This is a genomic window from Halomonas sp. XH26 (genome assembly GCF_024138895.1).
In the GTDB taxonomy this organism is placed as follows: domain Bacteria; phylum Pseudomonadota; class Gammaproteobacteria; order Pseudomonadales; family Halomonadaceae; genus Vreelandella; species Vreelandella alkaliphila.
The window spans coordinates 1,456,435-1,476,004 of record NZ_CP071889.1; the positions used below are offsets into that span (position 1 = coordinate 1,456,435).

The 19,570-nt window shown below is 53.4% G+C and carries 14 protein-coding genes; 6 read left to right on the top strand and 8 right to left on the bottom strand.

Annotated elements, in window-relative coordinates; translation table 11 throughout:
- Positions 1-72 precede the first annotated feature (72 nt).
- Positions 73-1,050 carry a catabolite repressor/activator gene (gene cra / locus J4377_RS06695; protein WP_253487509.1) on the top strand — a complete coding sequence of 326 codons (978 nt, stop codon included), beginning with the start codon at positions 73-75 and terminating at the stop codon, positions 1,048-1,050.
- An 85-nt stretch (positions 1,051-1,135) separates the two neighbouring features.
- On the opposite strand, the gene J4377_RS06700 is transcribed toward cra, so the two are convergent.
- Positions 1,136-1,612, bottom strand: coding sequence for a methylglyoxal synthase (locus J4377_RS06700; protein WP_038483239.1), 477 nt, complete (start codon positions 1,610-1,612; stop codon positions 1,136-1,138).
- A 49-nt stretch (positions 1,613-1,661) separates the two neighbouring features.
- Positions 1,662-3,128: a pyruvate kinase gene (gene pyk, locus J4377_RS06705; protein WP_038483243.1), complete on the bottom strand. Its 1,467-nt coding sequence runs from the start codon at positions 3,126-3,128 to the stop codon at positions 1,662-1,664.
- A gap of 211 nt (positions 3,129-3,339) precedes the next feature.
- On the opposite strand from pyk, the gene gap reads away from it, so the two are divergent.
- Positions 3,340-4,344 carry a type I glyceraldehyde-3-phosphate dehydrogenase gene (gap, locus tag J4377_RS06710; protein WP_095604295.1) on the top strand — a complete coding sequence of 335 codons (1,005 nt, stop codon included), beginning with the start codon at positions 3,340-3,342 and terminating at the stop codon, positions 4,342-4,344.
- Positions 4,345-4,358: 14 nt separating this feature from the next.
- Here gap and J4377_RS06715 read toward each other — a convergent pair whose 3' ends face one another.
- The 6 genes from J4377_RS06715 to J4377_RS06740 all read right to left on the bottom strand — a co-directional run bounded on the left by J4377_RS06715 (position 4,359) and on the right by J4377_RS06740 (position 11,546).
- Entirely contained in the window at positions 4,359-5,390 is a 1,032-nt protein-coding gene (locus J4377_RS06715; protein ID WP_095604294.1) for a LacI family DNA-binding transcriptional regulator, read from the bottom strand.
- Positions 5,391-5,578: 188 nt separating this feature from the next.
- On the bottom strand, positions 5,579-6,685 hold the full coding sequence (locus J4377_RS06720) for an ABC transporter ATP-binding protein (RefSeq protein ID WP_038483253.1): 1,107 nt from the start codon (positions 6,683-6,685) through the stop codon (positions 5,579-5,581).
- A gap of 92 nt (positions 6,686-6,777) precedes the next feature.
- Positions 6,778-8,394 (bottom strand): alpha-glucosidase, encoded by a 1,617-nt coding sequence (locus J4377_RS06725; RefSeq protein ID WP_253487510.1) that lies wholly within the window; start codon positions 8,392-8,394, stop codon positions 6,778-6,780.
- Positions 8,395-8,431: 37 nt separating this feature from the next.
- On the bottom strand, positions 8,432-9,274 hold the full coding sequence (locus tag J4377_RS06730) for a carbohydrate ABC transporter permease (RefSeq protein ID WP_009723678.1): 843 nt from the start codon (positions 9,272-9,274) through the stop codon (positions 8,432-8,434).
- On the bottom strand, positions 9,274-10,260 hold the full coding sequence (locus tag J4377_RS06735; RefSeq protein ID WP_038483262.1) for a carbohydrate ABC transporter permease: 987 nt from the start codon (positions 10,258-10,260) through the stop codon (positions 9,274-9,276). The genes J4377_RS06730 and J4377_RS06735 overlap by 1 nt, the downstream gene beginning before the upstream one ends.
- A gap of 14 nt (positions 10,261-10,274) precedes the next feature.
- Positions 10,275-11,546: an ABC transporter substrate-binding protein gene (locus J4377_RS06740; RefSeq protein ID WP_120387152.1), complete on the bottom strand. Its 1,272-nt coding sequence runs from the start codon at positions 11,544-11,546 to the stop codon at positions 10,275-10,277.
- A 616-nt stretch (positions 11,547-12,162) separates the two neighbouring features.
- Between J4377_RS06740 and J4377_RS06745 the strand changes: the two genes are divergently transcribed.
- The 4 genes from J4377_RS06745 (at position 12,163) to ugpC (ending at position 19,460) form a co-directional block, all read left to right on the top strand.
- Positions 12,163-13,686 (top strand): carbohydrate porin, encoded by a 1,524-nt coding sequence (locus tag J4377_RS06745; protein ID WP_253487512.1) that lies wholly within the window; start codon positions 12,163-12,165, stop codon positions 13,684-13,686.
- Positions 13,687-13,817: 131 nt separating this feature from the next.
- Positions 13,818-16,523: an HTH-type transcriptional regulator MalT gene (gene malT, locus J4377_RS06750; protein WP_253487514.1), complete on the top strand. Its 2,706-nt coding sequence runs from the start codon at positions 13,818-13,820 to the stop codon at positions 16,521-16,523.
- Positions 16,524-16,662: 139 nt separating this feature from the next.
- Positions 16,663-18,357: an alpha-amylase family glycosyl hydrolase gene (locus tag J4377_RS06755; RefSeq protein ID WP_253487546.1), complete on the top strand. Its 1,695-nt coding sequence runs from the start codon at positions 16,663-16,665 to the stop codon at positions 18,355-18,357.
- Positions 18,345-19,460, top strand: a complete 1,116-nt coding sequence (gene ugpC / locus J4377_RS06760) for a sn-glycerol-3-phosphate ABC transporter ATP-binding protein UgpC (protein WP_038483276.1) — start codon at positions 18,345-18,347, stop codon at positions 19,458-19,460. Before J4377_RS06755 ends, ugpC begins: the two co-directional genes overlap by 13 nt.
- The last annotated feature ends 110 nt before the right edge of the window (positions 19,461-19,570 follow it).

Consider the following 19,570-nt stretch of genomic DNA (forward strand, 5'->3'; position numbering starts at 1 on the left):
GTCTTTCTAGACTTTAGTCTGGGTGGCGAGAAACGGCTGATAAACTACACCGGCAACCAGAGGGAGAATTGCATGACACTTGCCGACATTGCCCGGCTTGCGGGCGTATCGCGCACCACGGCGAGCTATGTAATTAATGGCCAGGCCGAGCAACGGCGTATTAGTAATGCCACCATTGAGAAAGTAATGGCGGTCGTGCGGCAGCATCGTTATCACATTGACCCGCAGGCAGCAGCGCTGCGTCGTGGGGCAAGTCGGCTGATTGGATTGATCGTGCCGGACCTTGAAAATATCAGCTATGCGCGGCTCGCGAAACGCTTAGAGCGTGGCGCGAGAGAGAAGGGTTATCAGCTGTTGGTGGCTAGCTCAGATGACTGTGCCGATAGCGAGCGCGCTTTGGCATTGGCGCTTCGCGCGCAGCGTTGTGAGGTGCTTATTACCGCCAGCTGCCTTGCCGAAGAGGACACCTTCTATTCTGAGTTGGTGGATGAAGGTTGGTGCGTTGTGGGAATGGATCGTGGGCTTGCGCCGACGCGTTTTGCCAGTGTCGTCAGCAACGATCAAGACGCAGCATATGCGCTAACCCGCTCGGTCATTACGGGTAGCACGCGGCGGGTCGCGTGGTTAGAAGCGATGCCAAGCTTGTCGATCAGTCGCGAGCGGAGGGTGGGTTTCCAGTCAGCACTACAAGACAGCTCTATCGAGCCGGTTTTGCTTAGCGGTACGCACTACGAGCGTAGTGAAGGTGCCCGCCTTGCCGCTCAACTGCTGGATGAGAAGGGGGGCGCTGATGCGTTGATCACCGCGTCTTATGTGCTGATGGAAGGGGTGTTTGACGTGTTTCTGGAGCGCGGTGGGCTGCCAGAGAATATGCGGTTGGCCACCTTTGGCGACCACCGCTTATTGGACTTTCTGCCGCAACCGGTGAATTCAGCCTTGCAAGATTATGATCGCATTGCTGAACTCACCCTGCGCTGTGCCCTGAATGCCATGAACGGTGACTATCAGTGTGGGCAGCAGGTTGTGGCGCGCCACCTGCGTACCCGATAAGCCCCATTGATTCGTTCAAAGCTTGAGTTGTTCAGACCTTGAGTTGTTAAGAGCTTGAGTTGTTAAGAGCTTGAGTTGTTAAGAGCTATACCGTGCGGGCTTGAGCCCAGGCCTGCGCATCCGGAATAGACATATCGTAGCGTTCACTGAGATAGGGCGACGACAGTAAAAAGTCGGCGCTCGCCGCATTGCATGCCACCGGCACGTTCCATAGCGCGGCTAAACGCAGCAGCGCTTTGACATCAGGATCGTGGGGCTGAGGGGCAAACGGATCCCAGAAGAAAATCAGCACGTCTAGCTGTTGTTCGGCAATCCGCGCACCAATTTGCTGATCACCGCCCAGCGGCCCGCTCATCAATCCCTCGACCTCTAGGCCAAGCGCATTTTTGAGCCGCCCAGCGGTAGTCCCCGTACCAATGAGAGTGTGCTGGCTGAGCGTTTCCTGCCAGCGTGTTGCCCACTCCAGCATTTCGGTTTTTTTGCCGTCGTGGGCAATTAGCGCAATGCGTTTACGCGGTTGCAGCGTACGAACGGCTTGGCGGGGTGGACGTGCATCGCTCATGGCATGGCTCTCCAGTTAACATTCCGGCTATTTCAGGTCGCTGTTAGGTTTACGCTTCTTCGACGGCCAGCACTTTCATGGTGTTAGTGCCGCCGTGGGCATTCATGTGGTCGCCGCGGGTAAGAATGACATGATCGCCAGGGTGTGCCAAACCATGAGCTTGGAGTAGTTTGACGGCTTCTTGGTTGAGCTCTTTAGGGTCCATATGGGTTGTGTCGAAGGGGATCGACACGACGCCGCGATAAAGCGCCATGCGCCGTTGGGCAATCGGGCTGTGTGCAAGGCCAACAATCGGCAGGCCAGAGCGAATGCGTGAGGCAATCAGTGGCGTATAACCTGTCGAGGTCATACAGGCTATGGCGCGTACCCCGGTGAGGTGGTTAGCGGCATACATGGCAGAGAGGGCAATGGTTTCATCAATGCGCTCGAAGCCTTCATGAATACGGTGGCCTGATGACTGAGCAATACGTTCGCGCTCAGCGCCGAGGCATACTCGATCCATCGCTTGAATGGTTTCTACCGGATAGTCACCCGCGGCGGTTTCCGCGGAAAGCATGACGGCGTCGGTGGCATCAAGCACTGCGTTAGCCACGTCGAATACTTCCGCGCGGGTGGGCAGTGGCGACTCAATCATCGACTCCATCATTTGTGTGGCGGTAATTACCGCGCGGTTAAGCGTGCGAGCATGCTTGATGATGCGTTTTTGAGTGCCGATCAGTGCGGCATCGCCAATTTCTACGCCTAAGTCGCCTCGGGCGACCATCACGGCTTCAGAGGCTTCGATAATGCCATCCAGCGTTTCATCATCGGCAACCGCTTCGGCGCGCTCAAGCTTGGCAACCAGGCCTATTTCCTTGCCTGCTTCGCCGAGCAGGTCACGCGCTTCTTGCATATCAGCAGCGCTGCGTGGGAACGATACCGCCAAGTAATCCACCCCGATATCGATCGCGGTTTTTAGGTCTTCTTTATCTTTTTCGGTAAGCGCCGGGGCGGATAATCCACCGCCTTGCTTGTTGATGCCTTTGTTATTGGAAAGCTTGCCACCTACGTGAACACGTGTATGGACTTCTTGACCAATAATCGAGGTGACGTCCAGCACGACACGGCCATCATCCAGCAGTAGCCGGTCACCAGGGGCGACATCGTCAATCAGCGACTTGTAATCACAGCCGACGCGCTCGGCCGTGCCGCTGTTGGCATCCAACGCCATGTCGAGCACAAAGGCCTGGCCAATGTCCAAGTGAACGGCACCTTCGGCAAAGCGGGATATACGAATTTTTGGCCCTTGCAGGTCACCCAGGGCGGCAACGCTACGATTTAGTCGCTGGGCAATCTCGCGTACCTCTTTCAAGCGGCGGCGGTGGTCGTCTGCGGCGCCATGGGAGAAATTTAGCCGCACGACATCGACGCCCGCTTTTAGCATGGCTTCCAGCACGCCAGGGCGATCGCTTGCTGGACCAAGCGTCGCGACAATCTTGGTGCGGCGAAGGGGAGTGGGAGATGTTGAGCGAGTCATAAAAGTTACTCCTATTGACCATCTTGGCGGTGATTAATTATTGGACTACGATAGCCTTTATATAGTAATTTTACTACATATTGGGATGTTATTAGCCTTTAAGGGCAGTTTGGATAGGTAAAAATTGACCTAAAGGCGAATAAATACGTATTTTTAGTAATTTTTTTACTGGATACGCCATCGACTACCACTGCTTGACTGAGGTGCCATCATGACAATAAGAGTTGCTATTAACGGATTTGGACGGATTGGTCGTAACGTACTGCGTGCGCTGTACGAAAATAGCTACCGGGATCGTGTCCAAGTGGTTGCGATTAATGATTTAGGTGATCCTTCCCTAAACTCGCACCTGCTGCGTCACGATACGGTTCACGGCCACTTTCCTTTTGCCGTTGAGCATGATGCCGAAAGTATTCGTGTGGATGGCGATCGCATCGCGATCTCTTCTGAGCGTGACCCTAGCCAGCTTCCTTGGGCATCCATGAACATTGATCTTGTCATGGAGTGCACAGGCTTGTTCACTAAGCGAGAAGCCGCTGCCAAGCATATAGAAGCGGGTGCTAAGCGTGTGTTGATCTCTGCACCCAGCCCCGATGCTGACGCTACTATCGTATATGGCGTTAATGACGACATTCTGACAGCCGAGCACACGGTGGTTTCCAATGCGTCGTGCACGACTAACTGCCTGGCGCCGGTCGCCAAAGCGTTAAACGATGCCGTAGGCATTGAAAATGGCTTGATGACCACGGTCCATGCCTACACCAACGACCAGAACCTATCGGATGTTTATCACTCCGACCCTTACCGCGCGCGTAGTGCGACGCATTCGATGATTCCGACCAAAACAGGCGCAGCAGCGGCCGTTGGTTTGGTCTTGCCGGAGCTGGCAGGTAAGTTTGATGGGTTAGCCGTACGCGTACCGGTGATCAACGTTTCCCTGGTAGATTTAACATTTACGGCAAGCCGCGATACCAGCAAAGAAGAGATCAACGCAATTGTTGAAAAAGCAGCGGCGAATTCGTCTGTGCTAGCGGTTAACGCACAGCCGCTGGTGTCTATTGATTTCAATCATGATGCACACTCGTCTACTTTTGATGCTAATCACACCCGTGTGAATGGCCGCCTGGTGAAAATTATGGCGTGGTACGACAACGAGTGGGGCTTCTCCAACCGTATGTTAGATACCGCCCTTGCCATGCAGAAAACGGCCAAATAACACCTGACTGACCCTTATGGGCAAGTGTCGCCCAGCAGCAACTCTGTTTTGAGTAGCTGCTGGGTTTTTGGTATCCGACCTAGAATCATTTTTGCTGCCACGCGGCCTTTGCCCGCACTGTCCTGGCGCACGGTCGTTAAACGCGGTGCTCTATATTGCCCTTCAGCAATGCCATCAAAGCCGGTAATTCTTAGCTCCCCCGGTACGTGAATGCCACGCTGTTCGGCCAGCGTCAGCGCGGTAAGCGCAATGCGGTCTGACATGCATAGCAGCAGATCCGGGCGCTGATTGGCAGGCAGGTCGAGGATTTCTTTGATCACTGGTGAACACACATCAAACACGTTCTCTTCGATATTCCATAGTGGGATCTGTTCAGCATCAAAGCCATGTTCGGTGAGTGCTGCATGAAATCCGGCCAGGCGTGCACGACTGATGGTGCTGCTGCCCGGCAGTAGGGTGTGCGCTTTGGTGATTCGGCCGTTGCAATGCTCTTTTGTCAGACGAAGGTTAATCACCGCAGGCCGCTGTGGCCGCGTTTTTAATGCGTGCAGGGCAAGGTGGTAGCTCGCGTCTTGGTCATCGATATGCACAGTCGGACTGCCATCAATGTCGAAATCCACGGACACCAGTGGGCGCTGCGCAGGCAGCTCGCTTAGCAGCTTGTTATTAGGCATCAGGCCGTAAACGATAAAGCCATCGGCAATGTTTGCAGACCCTGGCGGCTGGGAGGCATGACCCCGGCCAGGCAGTAGCAGCATGGTATGCCCATGTGCATCGAGTACTTCAGCGACACCGGATAAAAATTCACTGGCGACAGCATCATTGAGGCTGTAGGTCAGGCTTTCGGCAAGAATAACCGCAACAATGCTGGAGCGCCCAGTACGCAGACTGCGGGCCTTGGCATCTGGGCCGTTATACCCAAGGCGTTTTGCCTCACTTAAAATACGATCGCGCAGAAGTGGCGAAAGCTGGTCAGGGCGGTTGAAGGCGTTTGATATTGTCGCAGTGGAAACGCCGAGTTCTGTGGCAAGATCCTTGAGAGTCATTCGACGATGGGCAGTCACGGGTTTCCTATCCTGTTTAATTATTTGGGCGTTATTTTACATCGCAGGCTAATGAATTGAATCTGGCGCACAAAAATACGGCCTTGACGTTGTTTCCACTACCGTTGCTATAGAGGTAGTAGCATCAAAGGCCGTTGTTCGCTCAGCAACAGCGTAGTTGATAGCGTTCGTTAAGCCGCAGAGCGTGTCTCAGAAAGCATCAACGCCGCACCACTTTCATCAAATAGATGCACATGCTCAATGTCAGGCACCAGGGATACTTTTTGGCCTTCTTCCCACTTGCTTGGGGCTTCGCTGCGGTGGATAAGCAGTGTATCGCCCTCTTTGGGTTCTAGGTAGACATAGACCTCATTACCTAGATACTCGACATTGAAAATTTCAAAGCAGTTATCGCCCTTGGGTGCCTCTAAGCGTAGGTGCTCGGGGCGTATGCCTAAGGTAAGTGAGCTGCCCGTGCGATAGCTATCAGCGGCTTGGGGAAGTGCGACCTCTCCCAAGCCTTTTGCCGTCACCCGGCAACCATCTTTTGAACCGCTGGCAAGCTCCGCAGGCATAAAATTCATCGTCGGTGAACCGATAAAACCGGCGACAAACTTGGTGGCTGGGCGTTGATAAAGTTCATGTGGGCTGCCAACTTGCTCGATATGGCCGCCTTTTAGCACCACGATTTTATCTGCCAGGGTCATGGCTTCGACTTGGTCGTGGGTCACATAAATCATCGTAGAGCCCAGGCGATTGTGCAGCCTGGCGATCTCGTTGCGCATTTGTACTCGCAGCGACGCATCCAGGTTAGAAAGTGGCTCATCAAAAAGCAGAATGCGAGGTTCCCGAGCCATCGCACGGCCCATTGCAACACGCTGGCGCTGACCGCCCGACAGTGCTTTCGGCTTGCGGTGTAACAGGTCTTCAAGCTGCAAAATTTTAGCGGTACTCATTACCCGTTCATGGACCGTCTCTTTGTCTGTTTTGGCAAGCTTCAAACCAAAAGCCATGTTGTCATAAACGGTCATATGCGGGTAAAGAGCATACGACTGAAACACCATGCCCACACCACGTTCTCGTGGGGGAAGGTCATTGACCAGCGTGTCACCAATGTTTAAGTCACCGTCGGTGATTGACTCAAGACCCGCGATAAGGCGCAGCAGCGTAGATTTGCCACAGCCGGATGGGCCAACAAAGACGACAAATTCACCATCGCCAATGGTCAGGTCAACGTCTTTAATAATGTGATCGCGACCAAATACTTTGTTGATCTTTTCAAGCGTAACACTTGCCATGGTTAGCTCCTTGTCGGCCTCAATGCTGCATTCCTCGTATCGGGCCGACTATCGTTATTGAATGTTGTTATTGATTATTGCCATTGATTTGACTAAGCAACGTGCATGAAGGCGGCTTGATAGGCGGGCAGCGTCAGCACATTATCTTGACGTGCCGTAGTGAAGCCGTGTCCTTCCAGGTCACCAATAATGTCTAAGGGGAGTGCTGTTTGCAGCTCATTCCCCGTCAGGTTAAAGACACACAGCACTTTGTCTTGGCCATTTTGACGAATAAAGCCCAGTAACTCCTCGCCAACCTCAATCAGCTGTAAATCACCGTCAAACAGCGCGGAGTGCGCTTGGCGGAAAGCCAGCATCCGGCGCACACCGTTAAGCGTTGAGTCTGGGTTCGTTTGCTGTTGGCTAACCGCCAATGGCAGGTGGCGTTTTTCTACGGGGAGCCATGGCTCAATGGCCGAGAAACCTGCCTGGGTGCCATCGGTCCAGGGCATCGGCGTGCGGCACCCGTCTCGGCCTTTAAACTCTGGCCAGAGCACTTTGCCGTAAGGGTCTTGAATGCGCTCGAAGGGCACGTCAGCTTCCGGAAGCCCTAACTCTTCCCCTTGATAAAGGCAGACGCTGCCGCGTAGGGAAAACAGCATGGCGAGCATCACTTTAGGATAAGCAATGGGATCTTCTTCAGCGCCCCAGCGTGATGCGCTGCGTTCAACATCATGGTTGGATGTTGCCCAGCAGGGCCAAGCGTCGCCCGCTAAGCGCTGAAAGCGCTCAATAACATGACGAATATAGCTAGCGGAGCGTGGCTTATTGAGCAAGTCAAAGGTGTAAGCCATATGCAGTTTGTCACCGCCTGCGGTGTACTCAGCCATGCGCTCAAGTGGGTTGTCATCGCCGATTTCGCCCACGGTCGTAGTGCCGGGATACTCGTCCATCAAGGCGCGTAAGTCTTTTAAGAAATCTACGTTTTCAGGGCGGCTAATATCGTAGACATGACGTTGCCACGTGTAGGGGTTAGCCTCTGGAGCGCCCAGGGTCTTGGATTCGCCTTTGGGCACCGGTGGGTTGTCACGCAGCTCAGCGTCGTGAAAGTAGAAGTTGACGGTATCAAGGCGGAAACCATCAACGCCAAGATCCAGCCAAAAGCGCATGTTATCCAGCTGCGCCTGACGGGCTTCCGGATTGTGGAAGTTGACATCCGGCTGGCTGGTCAAAAAGTTGTGTAGATAATACTGCTGGCGGCGTGAATCAAAGGTCCAGGCAGGGCCGCCAAAAATAGATAGCCAGTTATTAGGGGGTGTGCCATCGGGCTTAGGGTCTGCCCACACAAACCAATCGGCTTTGGGGTTTGTACGATTCTGGCGGCTCTCTTTAAACCAAGCGTGCTGTTCAGAGGTATGGCTGATGACTTGGTCAATCATTACTTTCAGGCCTAGCGAATGGGCCTTGTCGAGCAGCGCCTTGAAATCATCCAGGGTGCCGAACATCGGATCAACGTCGCGGTAATCGCTGACGTCATAACCGAAATCGAGCATGGGGGAGGTGAAAAAGGGCGAAAGCCAGACACCATCAACGTTCAAAGAAGCGACGTAATCGAGCTTTTCGGTAATGCCTTTCAAGTCACCAATGCCGTCGCCACGGCTGTCTAGGAAGCTGCGCGGGTAAATTTGATAGATAACGCCGCCGCGCCACCAGGTCAGATTGTCTTGCATGAATAAATCCTTAATAAAACGTAAATAACACCCACGCTTAGCCTTTAACTGCACCTGCAGTTAAGCCTGAAACAATGCGACGTTGGAAAATGATGACTAGGATAACCAGTGGCACGGTGACGACGACCGACGCGGCCATAATTGGCCCCCAGGGAAGCTCGTAGGCGCTACCACCTGACAACAGTGCAATGGCAACAGGCACGGTGCGCTGGGCATCAGTGAGTGTGAAGGTTAAGGCGAACAGGAACTCATTCCACGCAGCAATAAAGGCAAGCAGGCCAGTGGTGGCCATGGCGGGCCACATTAGCGGTAGGAAAACTTTAGTAATCGTAATCCAGGGCGTAGCGCCATCCATGATGGCGGCTTCTTCCAACTCCATGGGCAGTTCTTTCATGAAGGTGGTAAGTACCCAGACGGTGAAGGGCAGCGTGAAAATGGTGTAGCTCAGAATGAGACCAGCGGGATTGTTGTAGAGATTTAGTGCGCGAATCACCTCAAACAAGCCTGAGAGCACCGCGACCTGAGGAAACATGGAAACCCCAAGAATGACCAGCATGACGGTCGAGCGACCACGGAAGCGAACTCGGCCCAGCGCGTAGGAGGCGGTAATACCCAGTAGCAGCGCGATGAAAACAACGCTAAATGCTACGACTACCGAGTTAAAAATCGCGCGGATAAAGCTCGACTGGCTAAAAATCTGCGCATAATTGTCCAGGTTCCAATTTGAGGGCCAAAGTTCAACCTGGAATAAGTCACTAGAAGGTTTAAGTGAGGTAATGACCGCGTAATAAAATGGGAAAACGGCGTATACCATAATCAGCGCAATTAAGGCCCAAAAGCCGACGCGCTTGGCAATTTTGGCTAACTGACGTTGGTTCATCAGTCACCTCCTAGTTGTATTTTGTTACGGCCTAAATAGAGGTAAGCAACGGTGGCCAGGGCAATAATCAAGAACAACAGGGTAGAGGCAGCACTGCCGTAACCAACATCCTGGAACTCAACCAACTGCTGACGCGCATAGACTGACATCGACATCGTGCTGGTCGAGTTAGAAGTCAGTACGTAGATCACGTCGAACACCCGCAGGGCATCTAGAAGGCGGAAAATCACCGCCACCATCAAGGCAGGCGTAATTAGCGGTAGGGTCACTTTGAAGAACACACGCACGGGATGAATGCCATCTACTTCTGCTGCTTCGTAGCAATCTTTTGGCAACATCTGTAGGGCGGCTAACACCAACAGGGCGACAAACGGAATTGTTTTCCAGACATCGACCATGATGACTGCCCACATTGAGTAAGTAGCGCTAGCCGTCCAGGCGATAGGATTGTCGATAATCCCAACCGTCATCAGCAGGTGGTTGATGATGCCGAACTGATCGTTGAGCATCCATGCCCACATTTGCGCGGAAACGATGGTGGGGATTGCCCACGGAATCAGCACCGCTGCGCGAACAATCGTCCGACCTTTAAACTCCGCATTTAGAATCAGCGCCACAATGACACCGAAAATGACTTCTAAAGAGACAGATACCACCGAAAAGTAAACGGTGTTCCAAACAGATTGCCACCAGACTGGGTCAGCAAGCACCCCGAACCAGCGACCATTGTCGTAAACCAGATAGTTTTCAAACCCGATTAGATTAGCCGCACCCAGGTCCGACAGTGAGGCATCGGTAAAGCTTAGAAAAAATGTTCGCATTAACGGCCAGCCGGCCACCAACGTTAATGCGATCAGCATGGGAGCCAAGAACAGCCAAGCCGCTTTGACCCGCTGACGGCGTACTTTAGTGCCGCGATGCCGACGCGCTGGCGCTGCGGCTGAGCGCGCCTCCAGGGGCGCGCTGTTGTTAGAAGAGGTCGACATAGGTATCTCCGCGGTTACCAGTTGCGACGCTTCAGGCGGAGTAGATCGCCTTCGAGGTCAGCGACGGCGTCAGCGCCAGTTTTAGTACCCGAAAGCACATCATGTGAGGTGCTGAAAAAGGCATTGCTAACACGGCCATAGGCATCCCCGGTAGGTGCTGACGGACGGGCAACAGCGTTGGTGAAGGTGTCGTAAAGAGTGCCAAAGAAAGGCACGGCTTCCAGTACCTCTTCATCTTGGTAAAGCGCATCGATGGTGGGGTTGTAGGACGCTTGGATGGCACGACGCTTTTGCTCTTCTTCACCGGCTAAGAAAGCGACCAGATCAGCGGCGAGTTCGGGATGTTCGCTATAGCGGGATACTGCTAAGTTCCAACCGCCTAAGCCAGCTGCACTTCGACCGTCTTCTCCACCTGCGGGCAATTGGGTGACGCCGACACTGCCACGTACATCGCTATCTTCGCTTTGAGCCAGTGACCAGGCGTATGGCCAGTTGCGCATAAATACGGCATTGCCGCCCTGGAAAACACCACGGGCTTCTTCTTCGGTATAATTCAGCACGCCTTCCGGAGAGATATCGCCAATCCATGAGGCTGCTAAATCCAGTGCTTCAGCAGCTTTTTCGTTATTGATGGTAACTTCGCCATTCTGATCTACCACGGTACCGCCACCGAAGCTTGATACCCACTCCAGTGCATTGACGGTAAGTCCTTCATAGGCACGCCCCTGGAAGACAAAACCCTGCATACGATCATTGCCTTCTGCGCGCTCGGCATCTTTGATATCACGCGCGATGTCGGTCAGTTCTTGCCACGTAGTAGGTACGTCATGGCCATGTTTCTCCAGCAAGTCCTCGCGGTAATACAGAACACCTGCGTCGGTAAACCAGGGCATCGCAACTAGGCGGCCATCGATAGTGTTGTTCGTGACAATGGTGTCGAAGTGGCCTGCCGCGGCGTCTTCACCAAGCACTTCGCTTAAATCAAGCAGGTGATTAGCGAGTAGGCCGGGCCAGACAACATCGATCTGCATGACATCGATGTCGCTAGAGTTGGCGGATAAAATTTGTTGGTAAAGTGACAAACGTTCAGTAGATGAGTTTGGCGTTGAAACCACATCGACACTGTGGCCGGTCTTCTCTTCCCAGGCGCTCACACCTTCTTGGCAAAGGGTAAGCTCCGCACCAACAGCTCCACAAGAAATGGTTAACTCAGCCGCCTGGGCAGAACCTGTGGCGCTAGCGAGACTAGCCAAAGCAATGGCAGAAGTGAGTAGTGTCTTTTTCATAGGGCGTTCCTCGGCATTTGTTGTTATGGGTAATGAGTGTTAAAAGCGCTTTTAGCGCCTACTTAAACGATTAAGTAAGGTGCCAGTTAGCCGTCTCCTCGTGACAAGTTCAATAGCGACTTTTGTCTAATGCCGTTGCATTACTTTTTTCTAACCTAATGAACGGTTTAGACATTGGTCGATAATTAGTGATTTCTTGTTGGTTTACTACCTCTTAATCGATTAAGTTCTTTCTACCGTTATCTAGCGGGATAAAACGTAGTTGCTTTGCAACATAATCTGCTGAATTCGGTTCGCAGAACAGCGTTTAGCGCCACTCAGTGGGAGAGTCGTTGGGCGTGTTGATAAGCGGGGCTATCCGTGCGGTAAAACGACAGACTGATGGCTTTGGATCGAAGGCAAGGAAGGCTTAAAGCAAAAGCATCAGAAACTTACGTTTTCAACAAAATCTCAAAAATAAAAGATTTAAAGCCAAGTTTTTAAAGCGATTTTTAAAACGCTTTTTTTAAAGCATAGCTCTTAGGAATGCAGCTCTTAGGAATACCGCTTTTAAGAGTATGAGTTTTAAGGATATGGATTTTAAAAACAAGGGCTTAATAAATTAGGGTTTAAAACAATGCACAAAATGACATTCAAAACACCTCTCGCCATTGCCATCGCCGCTGCCAGTTTTGGGCTGTGTGGCACTGCTAGCGCCGACACAACATTGGAAGAGCGATTTGCTCAGTTAGAAGCAAGAATTGCGGCTGCCGAACAGCGGGCGGAGGCTGCAGAACGTCGCGCTGAGTTAGCTGAGCAGGGACATGCTGCACCATCGTCAAGTGCGCCCGCTACCAATGCTGATATTGAAGAACGCCTTGCCCGTGTAGAGCGCCAATCCAGCGGTGAAGAGGGATTCTCCTTTAATGTCTATGCGCGTTCTGGCCTGCTAATTGGTGAAGATGGTAAAAGCGCACCAGCTGGTCCTTATCTGACACCCGCGGGTGGCAATGGCGGTGCCGTTGGTCGTTTGGGCAACGAGCCGGATACATACTCTGAAGCCATTCTGAACTACCGCATGCAGTTTGATAACGGTGCAAAAGCCCGTTACACCACGATGTTGGCTGCTGGTACTAATTCCAGCAACGATTGGGTAGGTGACGATACCAACCTAAACGTGCGCCAGGTGTATGCCGAATTTAGTGACTTACCAAGCTTTACCGGCGCGTTTGAAAACGCTTCCATTTGGGCCGGTAAGCGTTTTGACCGTGATAACTTTGATATCCATTGGCTAGATAGCGATGTTGTCTTCCTCGCCGGTACCGGTGGTGGTATATACGACATGCAGCTAGCCGATAACTGGAAGAGTAACCTTTCAGTTTATGGCCGCAGCTTCAGCGACTATCCGGTCGTCAACCGTGAAAACCCCGGCTTAGATGGGGAAGATAGCGATACGGATAACCTCGTGCTGACCTCTAATAATTACTTCGGTAACTGGCAGGTCATGGTCAACGGCATGTCTGCTGCTGATAACGATGAGCGTGATATTGGCGTGGGCCAAACCGCGGCTGATACCGGCTGGCATACCATGGTGGCTTACCACGGCGATAGCTTCTTCGGCATGGGCGAGGGTAACTTTAAGGCCGCTGTACTGCACGGCCAAGGCTTAGGGGCTGAAGTTAAAGGGTTGGGTAGTAACGGCGACCTGACGGATGATGCTACCGCAACGCGGCTGGCGTTATACGGAACGACCTATATTGCACCGAAGTGGCGTATTGCACCGTCGATACTGGCTGAAACCAGTGAAGATCGCTTCGCTAACGGTGACAGCTATGATTGGGCTACGCTAAACGTGCGCTTGGCGAATGAAATCAATCCGAATTTCGAAATGCAGTACGAAGCTAGCTATCAGTGGATGGATTTAGATCCACAGGGTTACAGTGACCGTAGCGCGGTTGATGGTGACTATATGAAGTTCACTATCGCACCGACTTTCAAGCCGGAAGTAGGTGGTTTCTGGAAGCGTCCTGAGATCCGACTATTCACGACTTACAGCGACTGGGACGATAGCCTTAATAGCTACGGCGCAAGTTCTCTAGGTAGCGATGGATTTACTGGCGGTGAATTTACCTTTGGCGTACAAAGCGAGGTATGGTTCTAAACAGAGGTTCTAAGCAGAGGTTCTAAGCGTAAGCCGCTGCTCGCTAGTGAAAACTGTTTCTCCAATGCTGATTGCCCGCGACGTGTCGCGGGCTTTTTGTTATGTAAAAGCACTGATATCGGGAGGCGCTGATGTCGTTACTCCAAGAAAAGCTAAAGGCTCCGCCGCTGCCGCTTAGTGTGGTGGCCCGGCCACGTCTAAATGATCATTTCGCCTTAAACGAGCGCACCCGCCTGCTGGTGCTGGCAGCGCCCTCGGGTTATGGCAAAACGACACTGCTGGCCGAACGGTTACCCGCGCTGGAGCAGGAGTCCGCTTGGCTTCGGTTGGATCAGCGTGATAACCAGCCAGCACGCTTTCTAACCTACTGGCGGGCAGCGTTGAATAAACTGCTCAATGGCACCTGTGTGCTTTCATCCATGGCTGACAATGCTGACTGCATCGAGCAGCTAGAGCGCTGGTTGGGAGAGTTACCCGAGCAACGTTCCCCGTGTCGTTTCGTCGTCGATGAATTTGAATACGTGACCCATCCCGATATTTTGGCGGGCGTCGCTCACTGGCTGCGTCATCAGCCGCGTTGGTTGACCTTGACACTGGCGAGCCGCTCGCGACCCGCGCTTGGTTTGGCGAGTTTGCGATTGAGAGGGGAGCTTGAAGAGATCGACCTTCATGGCTTGGCCTTTGACAGCGAAGAAGCACACACCTTGTGTGCCGAACAGCTAAGTTTTCCGCCCACCCGAGTAAGCCTTGAACGTGCCTTGCGTAGAAGCGGTGGCTGGATTGTAGCGCTTAACTGGCTGGTTGAGCGAACCACCACGCGCGCGGGATTTGATGCGCTGGTAGAGCGCTTAAGCGGTGCGCACCCTGATTTTGTCGCTTGGTTTGATGAGCTGCTCGCTGCCGCGCTTCCCTCTGAAGAGCGCGAGTTAATGCTTCAGTTGGGGGTGTTAGAGCGTTTTTCGCCCGAGCTAATGGCGCGCCTTTTGGAAGGAGAGCGGTTAACTCAGCGCTTGGAAGCGTTTGAGCAAGCGGGGCTATTCATTGAACGCCCCGACCCGCATAGCCAGTGGTTCCGCTTTCAGCGACTGTTTGGCGAGTATCTTCGTCACCGCCGACACGAGCTTGATTTAGCCACTCAGCGAAGGTTACACCAGCGTGCAAGCCAGGCGTGGTTAGCGCTAAATGATCCGGTCATGGCGCTACGCCAGGCAATCTTAGCCGAGGAGCCAGAGGATGTTGCCAGCTTGTTGACCGCGCAGGGGCCTGCGCTATTAGCCAGCGGAGCTTATGCGTTATTAGCGCAAGGCTTTGCACTGTTGGGCGAACCGCGACTTTCAAAACGTCCGGAGCATACGCTGCTCTATGGTTGGGTATCTCATGGGCAATTTCAGTTTGATATCACGGCACGAGTGATCGGATGGATAGAGGCTCAGCTGGATGAGCCCGAATGGCAGGCATTGAGTGCTGAATTTGCCACATTGCGTGCCCAATTGGCGATTAACCAGGGTGATGCTGAGCGCGCAGCGCCACTGGCTGAGCAGGCGCTTGCGGCGCCTGCTCGCTATCTGGCGTCAACACCACTGACCGCCACCGCTATTCTTAGTGAAGCACGCTTTGTTCTGGGCTATCTGGAAGAGTCGCTTCAGCGCGTTAGAGAAGTAGAGCGCCAAGCTCGTCAGCGCAACGATCATCAGCTGCTGCTGTGGTCATACTGTCATCAGTCTGAAACCCTGGTGGCTCAGGGACGCTTGCAGGCCGCCTACGATATTCAAGAGCGTGCCTTTGCTCATTTAGAACGCGCCGAACTTGAACATTTGCCGGTCGCGGAGTTTTTGTACCGCATTCGCAGCCAGGTGCTTTGGGAGTGGCATCGGTTAGACGAAGCCGAGCAGGCTGCGTTGAAAGGTATTGCGGTGTTAGATAATCAAGGCGAGCGCTGGACGCTGCAGTGCCATATTCAGCTCGCTAAAGTCGCCCAGAGCCGGGGAGACCAAGCGCAGTGTGCCGACCACATTCGTAGGCTGCGTAAAATTCTCTCAGAAGGGGATTACCACATTGATTGGGTAGCCAATGCCCATGCAACGCTGTTGGCGTGGTGGCAATCGACACACGATATGGATGCGGTCGAGCGTTGGCGCCAAGAAGCGCCAGAACCACTTACCGAGCATGCCACCAATCACTTTTCCCAGTGCAACGTGCGTAACCATGCCCGTGCATTAACACTATTGGGGCGCTACGAAGAGGCCCGCGAACTACTGGATGCCCTTGAAGACCACACCCAGCGGCTAGGATTAGTGACTGATGCGAATCGCAACCAGCTGTGCTTAGCGGCGGTGGCTTGGCATCAGGGGAAAACCACCCAGGCAAGTAACCATATACAGCAGGCACTCAGTTTAGCTTCCCGCACCGCATTGGTAGGCAGCTTTTTACGGATAGGCAAACCACTGGGGGAGCTGCTGTCGACGCTATTAGCAAGTAACAGCTTAGCCCCCCTTGAACAGGCTCGCGCGGAGCGATTGTTGACCTTAGCTGGCCGCCAAAAAGATTTTGGCAGCGCTCGCCGCTTGATGCTGGACGAGACAGTGATTGCCAACATTGTGGCACGGCCCGATGTGCCTGAACTTATCCGCACGTCGCCACTCACTCGCCGAGAGTGGCAAATCTTGGGGCTGATTCATGCTGGGCTCTCTAATGAGCAGATCGCTGAACAGCTATCGGTGGCGCCGACCACCATCAAAACGCATATCCGCAGCCTTTATCAAAAACAGAATATTCGGCGGCGGGATGAAGCTATTGCGCTGGCGGGGCAATTATTGGCGCATATTCAAGGAGAATAAGAGGAGAGTAAACAGTGCTCAAGGGCGGCGGTCGCGGCTACTCCTAATACCTACGCCCACTGCTACCTCTAGGGGAGGATTTTATCTAACGATCAACGCTGCATCATGCCAATCAACAGGTAATGATAAGGACAATATAATGATGCAGGCATCTTCTACTTCCCGCTACATTGGCAGCCAAGGCGCTGACTGGTGGCGCGGCGCAGTGATTTACCAAATTTATCCGCGCAGCTTTATGGATAGCGACGGAAAGGGCGGTCAGAGCGATGGGATTGGTGACTTAAAAGGGCTGATCGATAAGCTTGATTACATTGCCTCGCTAAACGTCGATGCCATCTGGCTGTCGCCGTTTTTCACCTCGCCCATGAAAGACTTCGGCTACGATATTAGCGATTACCGTGGTGTTGACCCGATGTTTGGCACCTTGGAAGATTTTGATCGCCTAGTAGAGGGCGCCCATGCCAGAGGGCTAAAGGTGACGATTGATCAGGTAATGTCGCACACCTCTGACCAACACGCCTGGTTTGAAGAGAGCCGCAAAAGTCGTGATAACCCGAAAGCAGACTGGTATGTCTGGGCCGACCCCAAACCTGATGGTGCGCCACCGACCAACTGGCAGTCGGTGTTTGGTGGTAGCGCCTGGCAGTGGGATACGCGCCGTTGCCAGTACTATCTGCATAACTTCCTGGCCAGCCAGCCGGATCTCAATTTCCGTACTCCCGCCGTGGTGGATGCCATTCTGGAAGAAGCGCGCTTTTGGCTGGAGCGGGGCGTCGACGGATTCCGTCTTGATGCAGTGAACTTCTGCACCCACGGCGAGCTCAAGGATAATCCTCCGCGCGTAGAAGTAACCGAAAGCTTTTTAGGTGTTCGTCCGGACAATCCCTATGGCTACCAGCTGCATCAGCACGATAAAACCCAGCCGGAAAATGTGGTGTTTTTAGAACGCCTGCGCGGCCTGCTCGATGAGTATCCCGGCTCGACGAGCGTAGGAGAAGTTGGTGACGACGACGCCCTGGGCGTGATGGCGGAATACTCCCAAGGCGGCAATCGCCTGCACATGTGCTACTCCTTTAACCTGCTGACTGACAAAGCCGACCCTGGTTATTTGCATAAAACGCTCACCGAAATGGAGGCGCGGATTGGCGACGGCTGGCCCTGTTGGGCACTAGGAAATCACGATGTCACCCGCCTTGCCACCCGCTGGCAGGCTGAAGGACAACTGGATAAGCTACGGCTTTATATGGTGTTTTTGCTTACCCAGCGGGGCAGTGTGTGCCTTTACCAAGGTGAAGAACTTGGCTTGCCAGAAGCCGAACTGACGTTTGAGCAGTTGGTTGACCCGGCGGGCATCACCTTTTGGCCTGCCTATAAAGGTCGCGATGGTTGCCGAACGCCACACCCTTGGCAAGCCGATGCGCGACACGCTGGCTTTAGCGATGTCACGCCCTGGCTGCCAGTGCCCGATTCGCACGCCAGTCTCGCCGTTGATCAACAAGATAACGATGCCGGTTCGTTGCTTAATGCCTACCGTGAGTTTTTAGCGTTTCGCCGCACCTTGCCAGCGTTAGTAAAAGGCCAGGTGCGCTATCACGCCGTGCATGATGAGGTGCTCTGTTTAGAGCGTACCTATCAACACTCACGTCTGCTGATTGCACTGAATTTTAGCGACCAAACCGTCACTCGCGTGGCGCCTAAAAGCGCTGAATCACTGAAGGGTTCGCCTGCTTGGCTAAACGGCGAGTGGCAGGAGGGGCAACTACGGCTACCACCTTACGGCGTGGCGATTGCCTGCTGCCCACAGTCCAAGGAGGATGCACCATGGGACGTTTAACGCTTAGCGGTATTGGTAAATCCTTTGACGGTGTGGAAATCTCCCGGGATATCGATCTTACGATCGAAGATGGCGAGTTTGTGGTCTTCGTTGGACCCTCTGGCTGCGGAAAATCCACCTTGCTGCGTATGATCGCAGGCCTGGAAGATATCACCGAAGGTGATATGCAGCTTGATGGTCAGCGGATCAATGAGATTCCGCCCCAGGAGCGGGATATCGGCATGGTCTTCCAATCCTATGCGCTTTACCCGCACATGAGTGTGGCGGAAAACATGGCCTTTGGCTTAAAGCTGGCGCGCACTGATAAAGCCGAGATTCGCCGTCGCGTTCAGCATGCCGCTGACATGTTGCACTTGACTGAACTGCTGGAACGCAAACCTAAAGATCTTTCAGGTGGCCAGCGTCAGCGGGTAGCGATTGGCCGTACCTTGGTAAAAGAGCCCGCGGTTTTTTTGTTCGATGAGCCGCTTTCTAATCTGGATGCCGCGCTGCGGGTGGATATGCGGGTGCAAATTGCGGCGCTGCATAAGCGCCTGAACGCCACCATGATCTACGTGACCCACGATCAAGTGGAAGCGATGACGCTGGCTGACCGTATTGTGCTGCTTTCCCGTGGCCGTATCGCCCAGGTCGGCGCGCCGCTTTCGCTCTATCACTTCCCTAAAACCCTTGAAGTGGCCGAGTTCATCGGCTCGCCGCGGATTAATACCTTTCCCGTCACGGTGGTAGATCCAGGCGAGCGTCAAACAGTCGTGCGTCTGCATAGCGGTGATACGCTGACAGTGGCGGTCAATGGCAAGCACCTTCAGTCAGGGGATAGCGCAACGCTTGGGCTGCGGGCAGAAGATTTTGTCGCCGCAGAGCAGGCAGAAGCCACGCTGGATGCGACCTTAATGGTGGCGGAAAAGCTGGGTTACGAAACGCTGGCGCACTGGCAGGTAGCAGGTATTAGCGTTCCGCTTACCCAGCGTTTAGACGGTTTGACCCACTTAGAAGAGGGCCAAACAGTGCGTTTGGGGCTTGCAGGCCAGCATTGCCACCTGTTTGATCACAGTGGCAATGCCTGCCCCCGGCAGGTTGCAGTAGATGGCGTTAGCCAATAATTAATCAGCTGATTTATATACATAAAAAGCGCCTCAAATTTTTTAGGCGCTTTTTTATTAATTATTTTCTAAAAAGAGTGCATCCAAAACGTCTTCTCGTGTGTATCCCC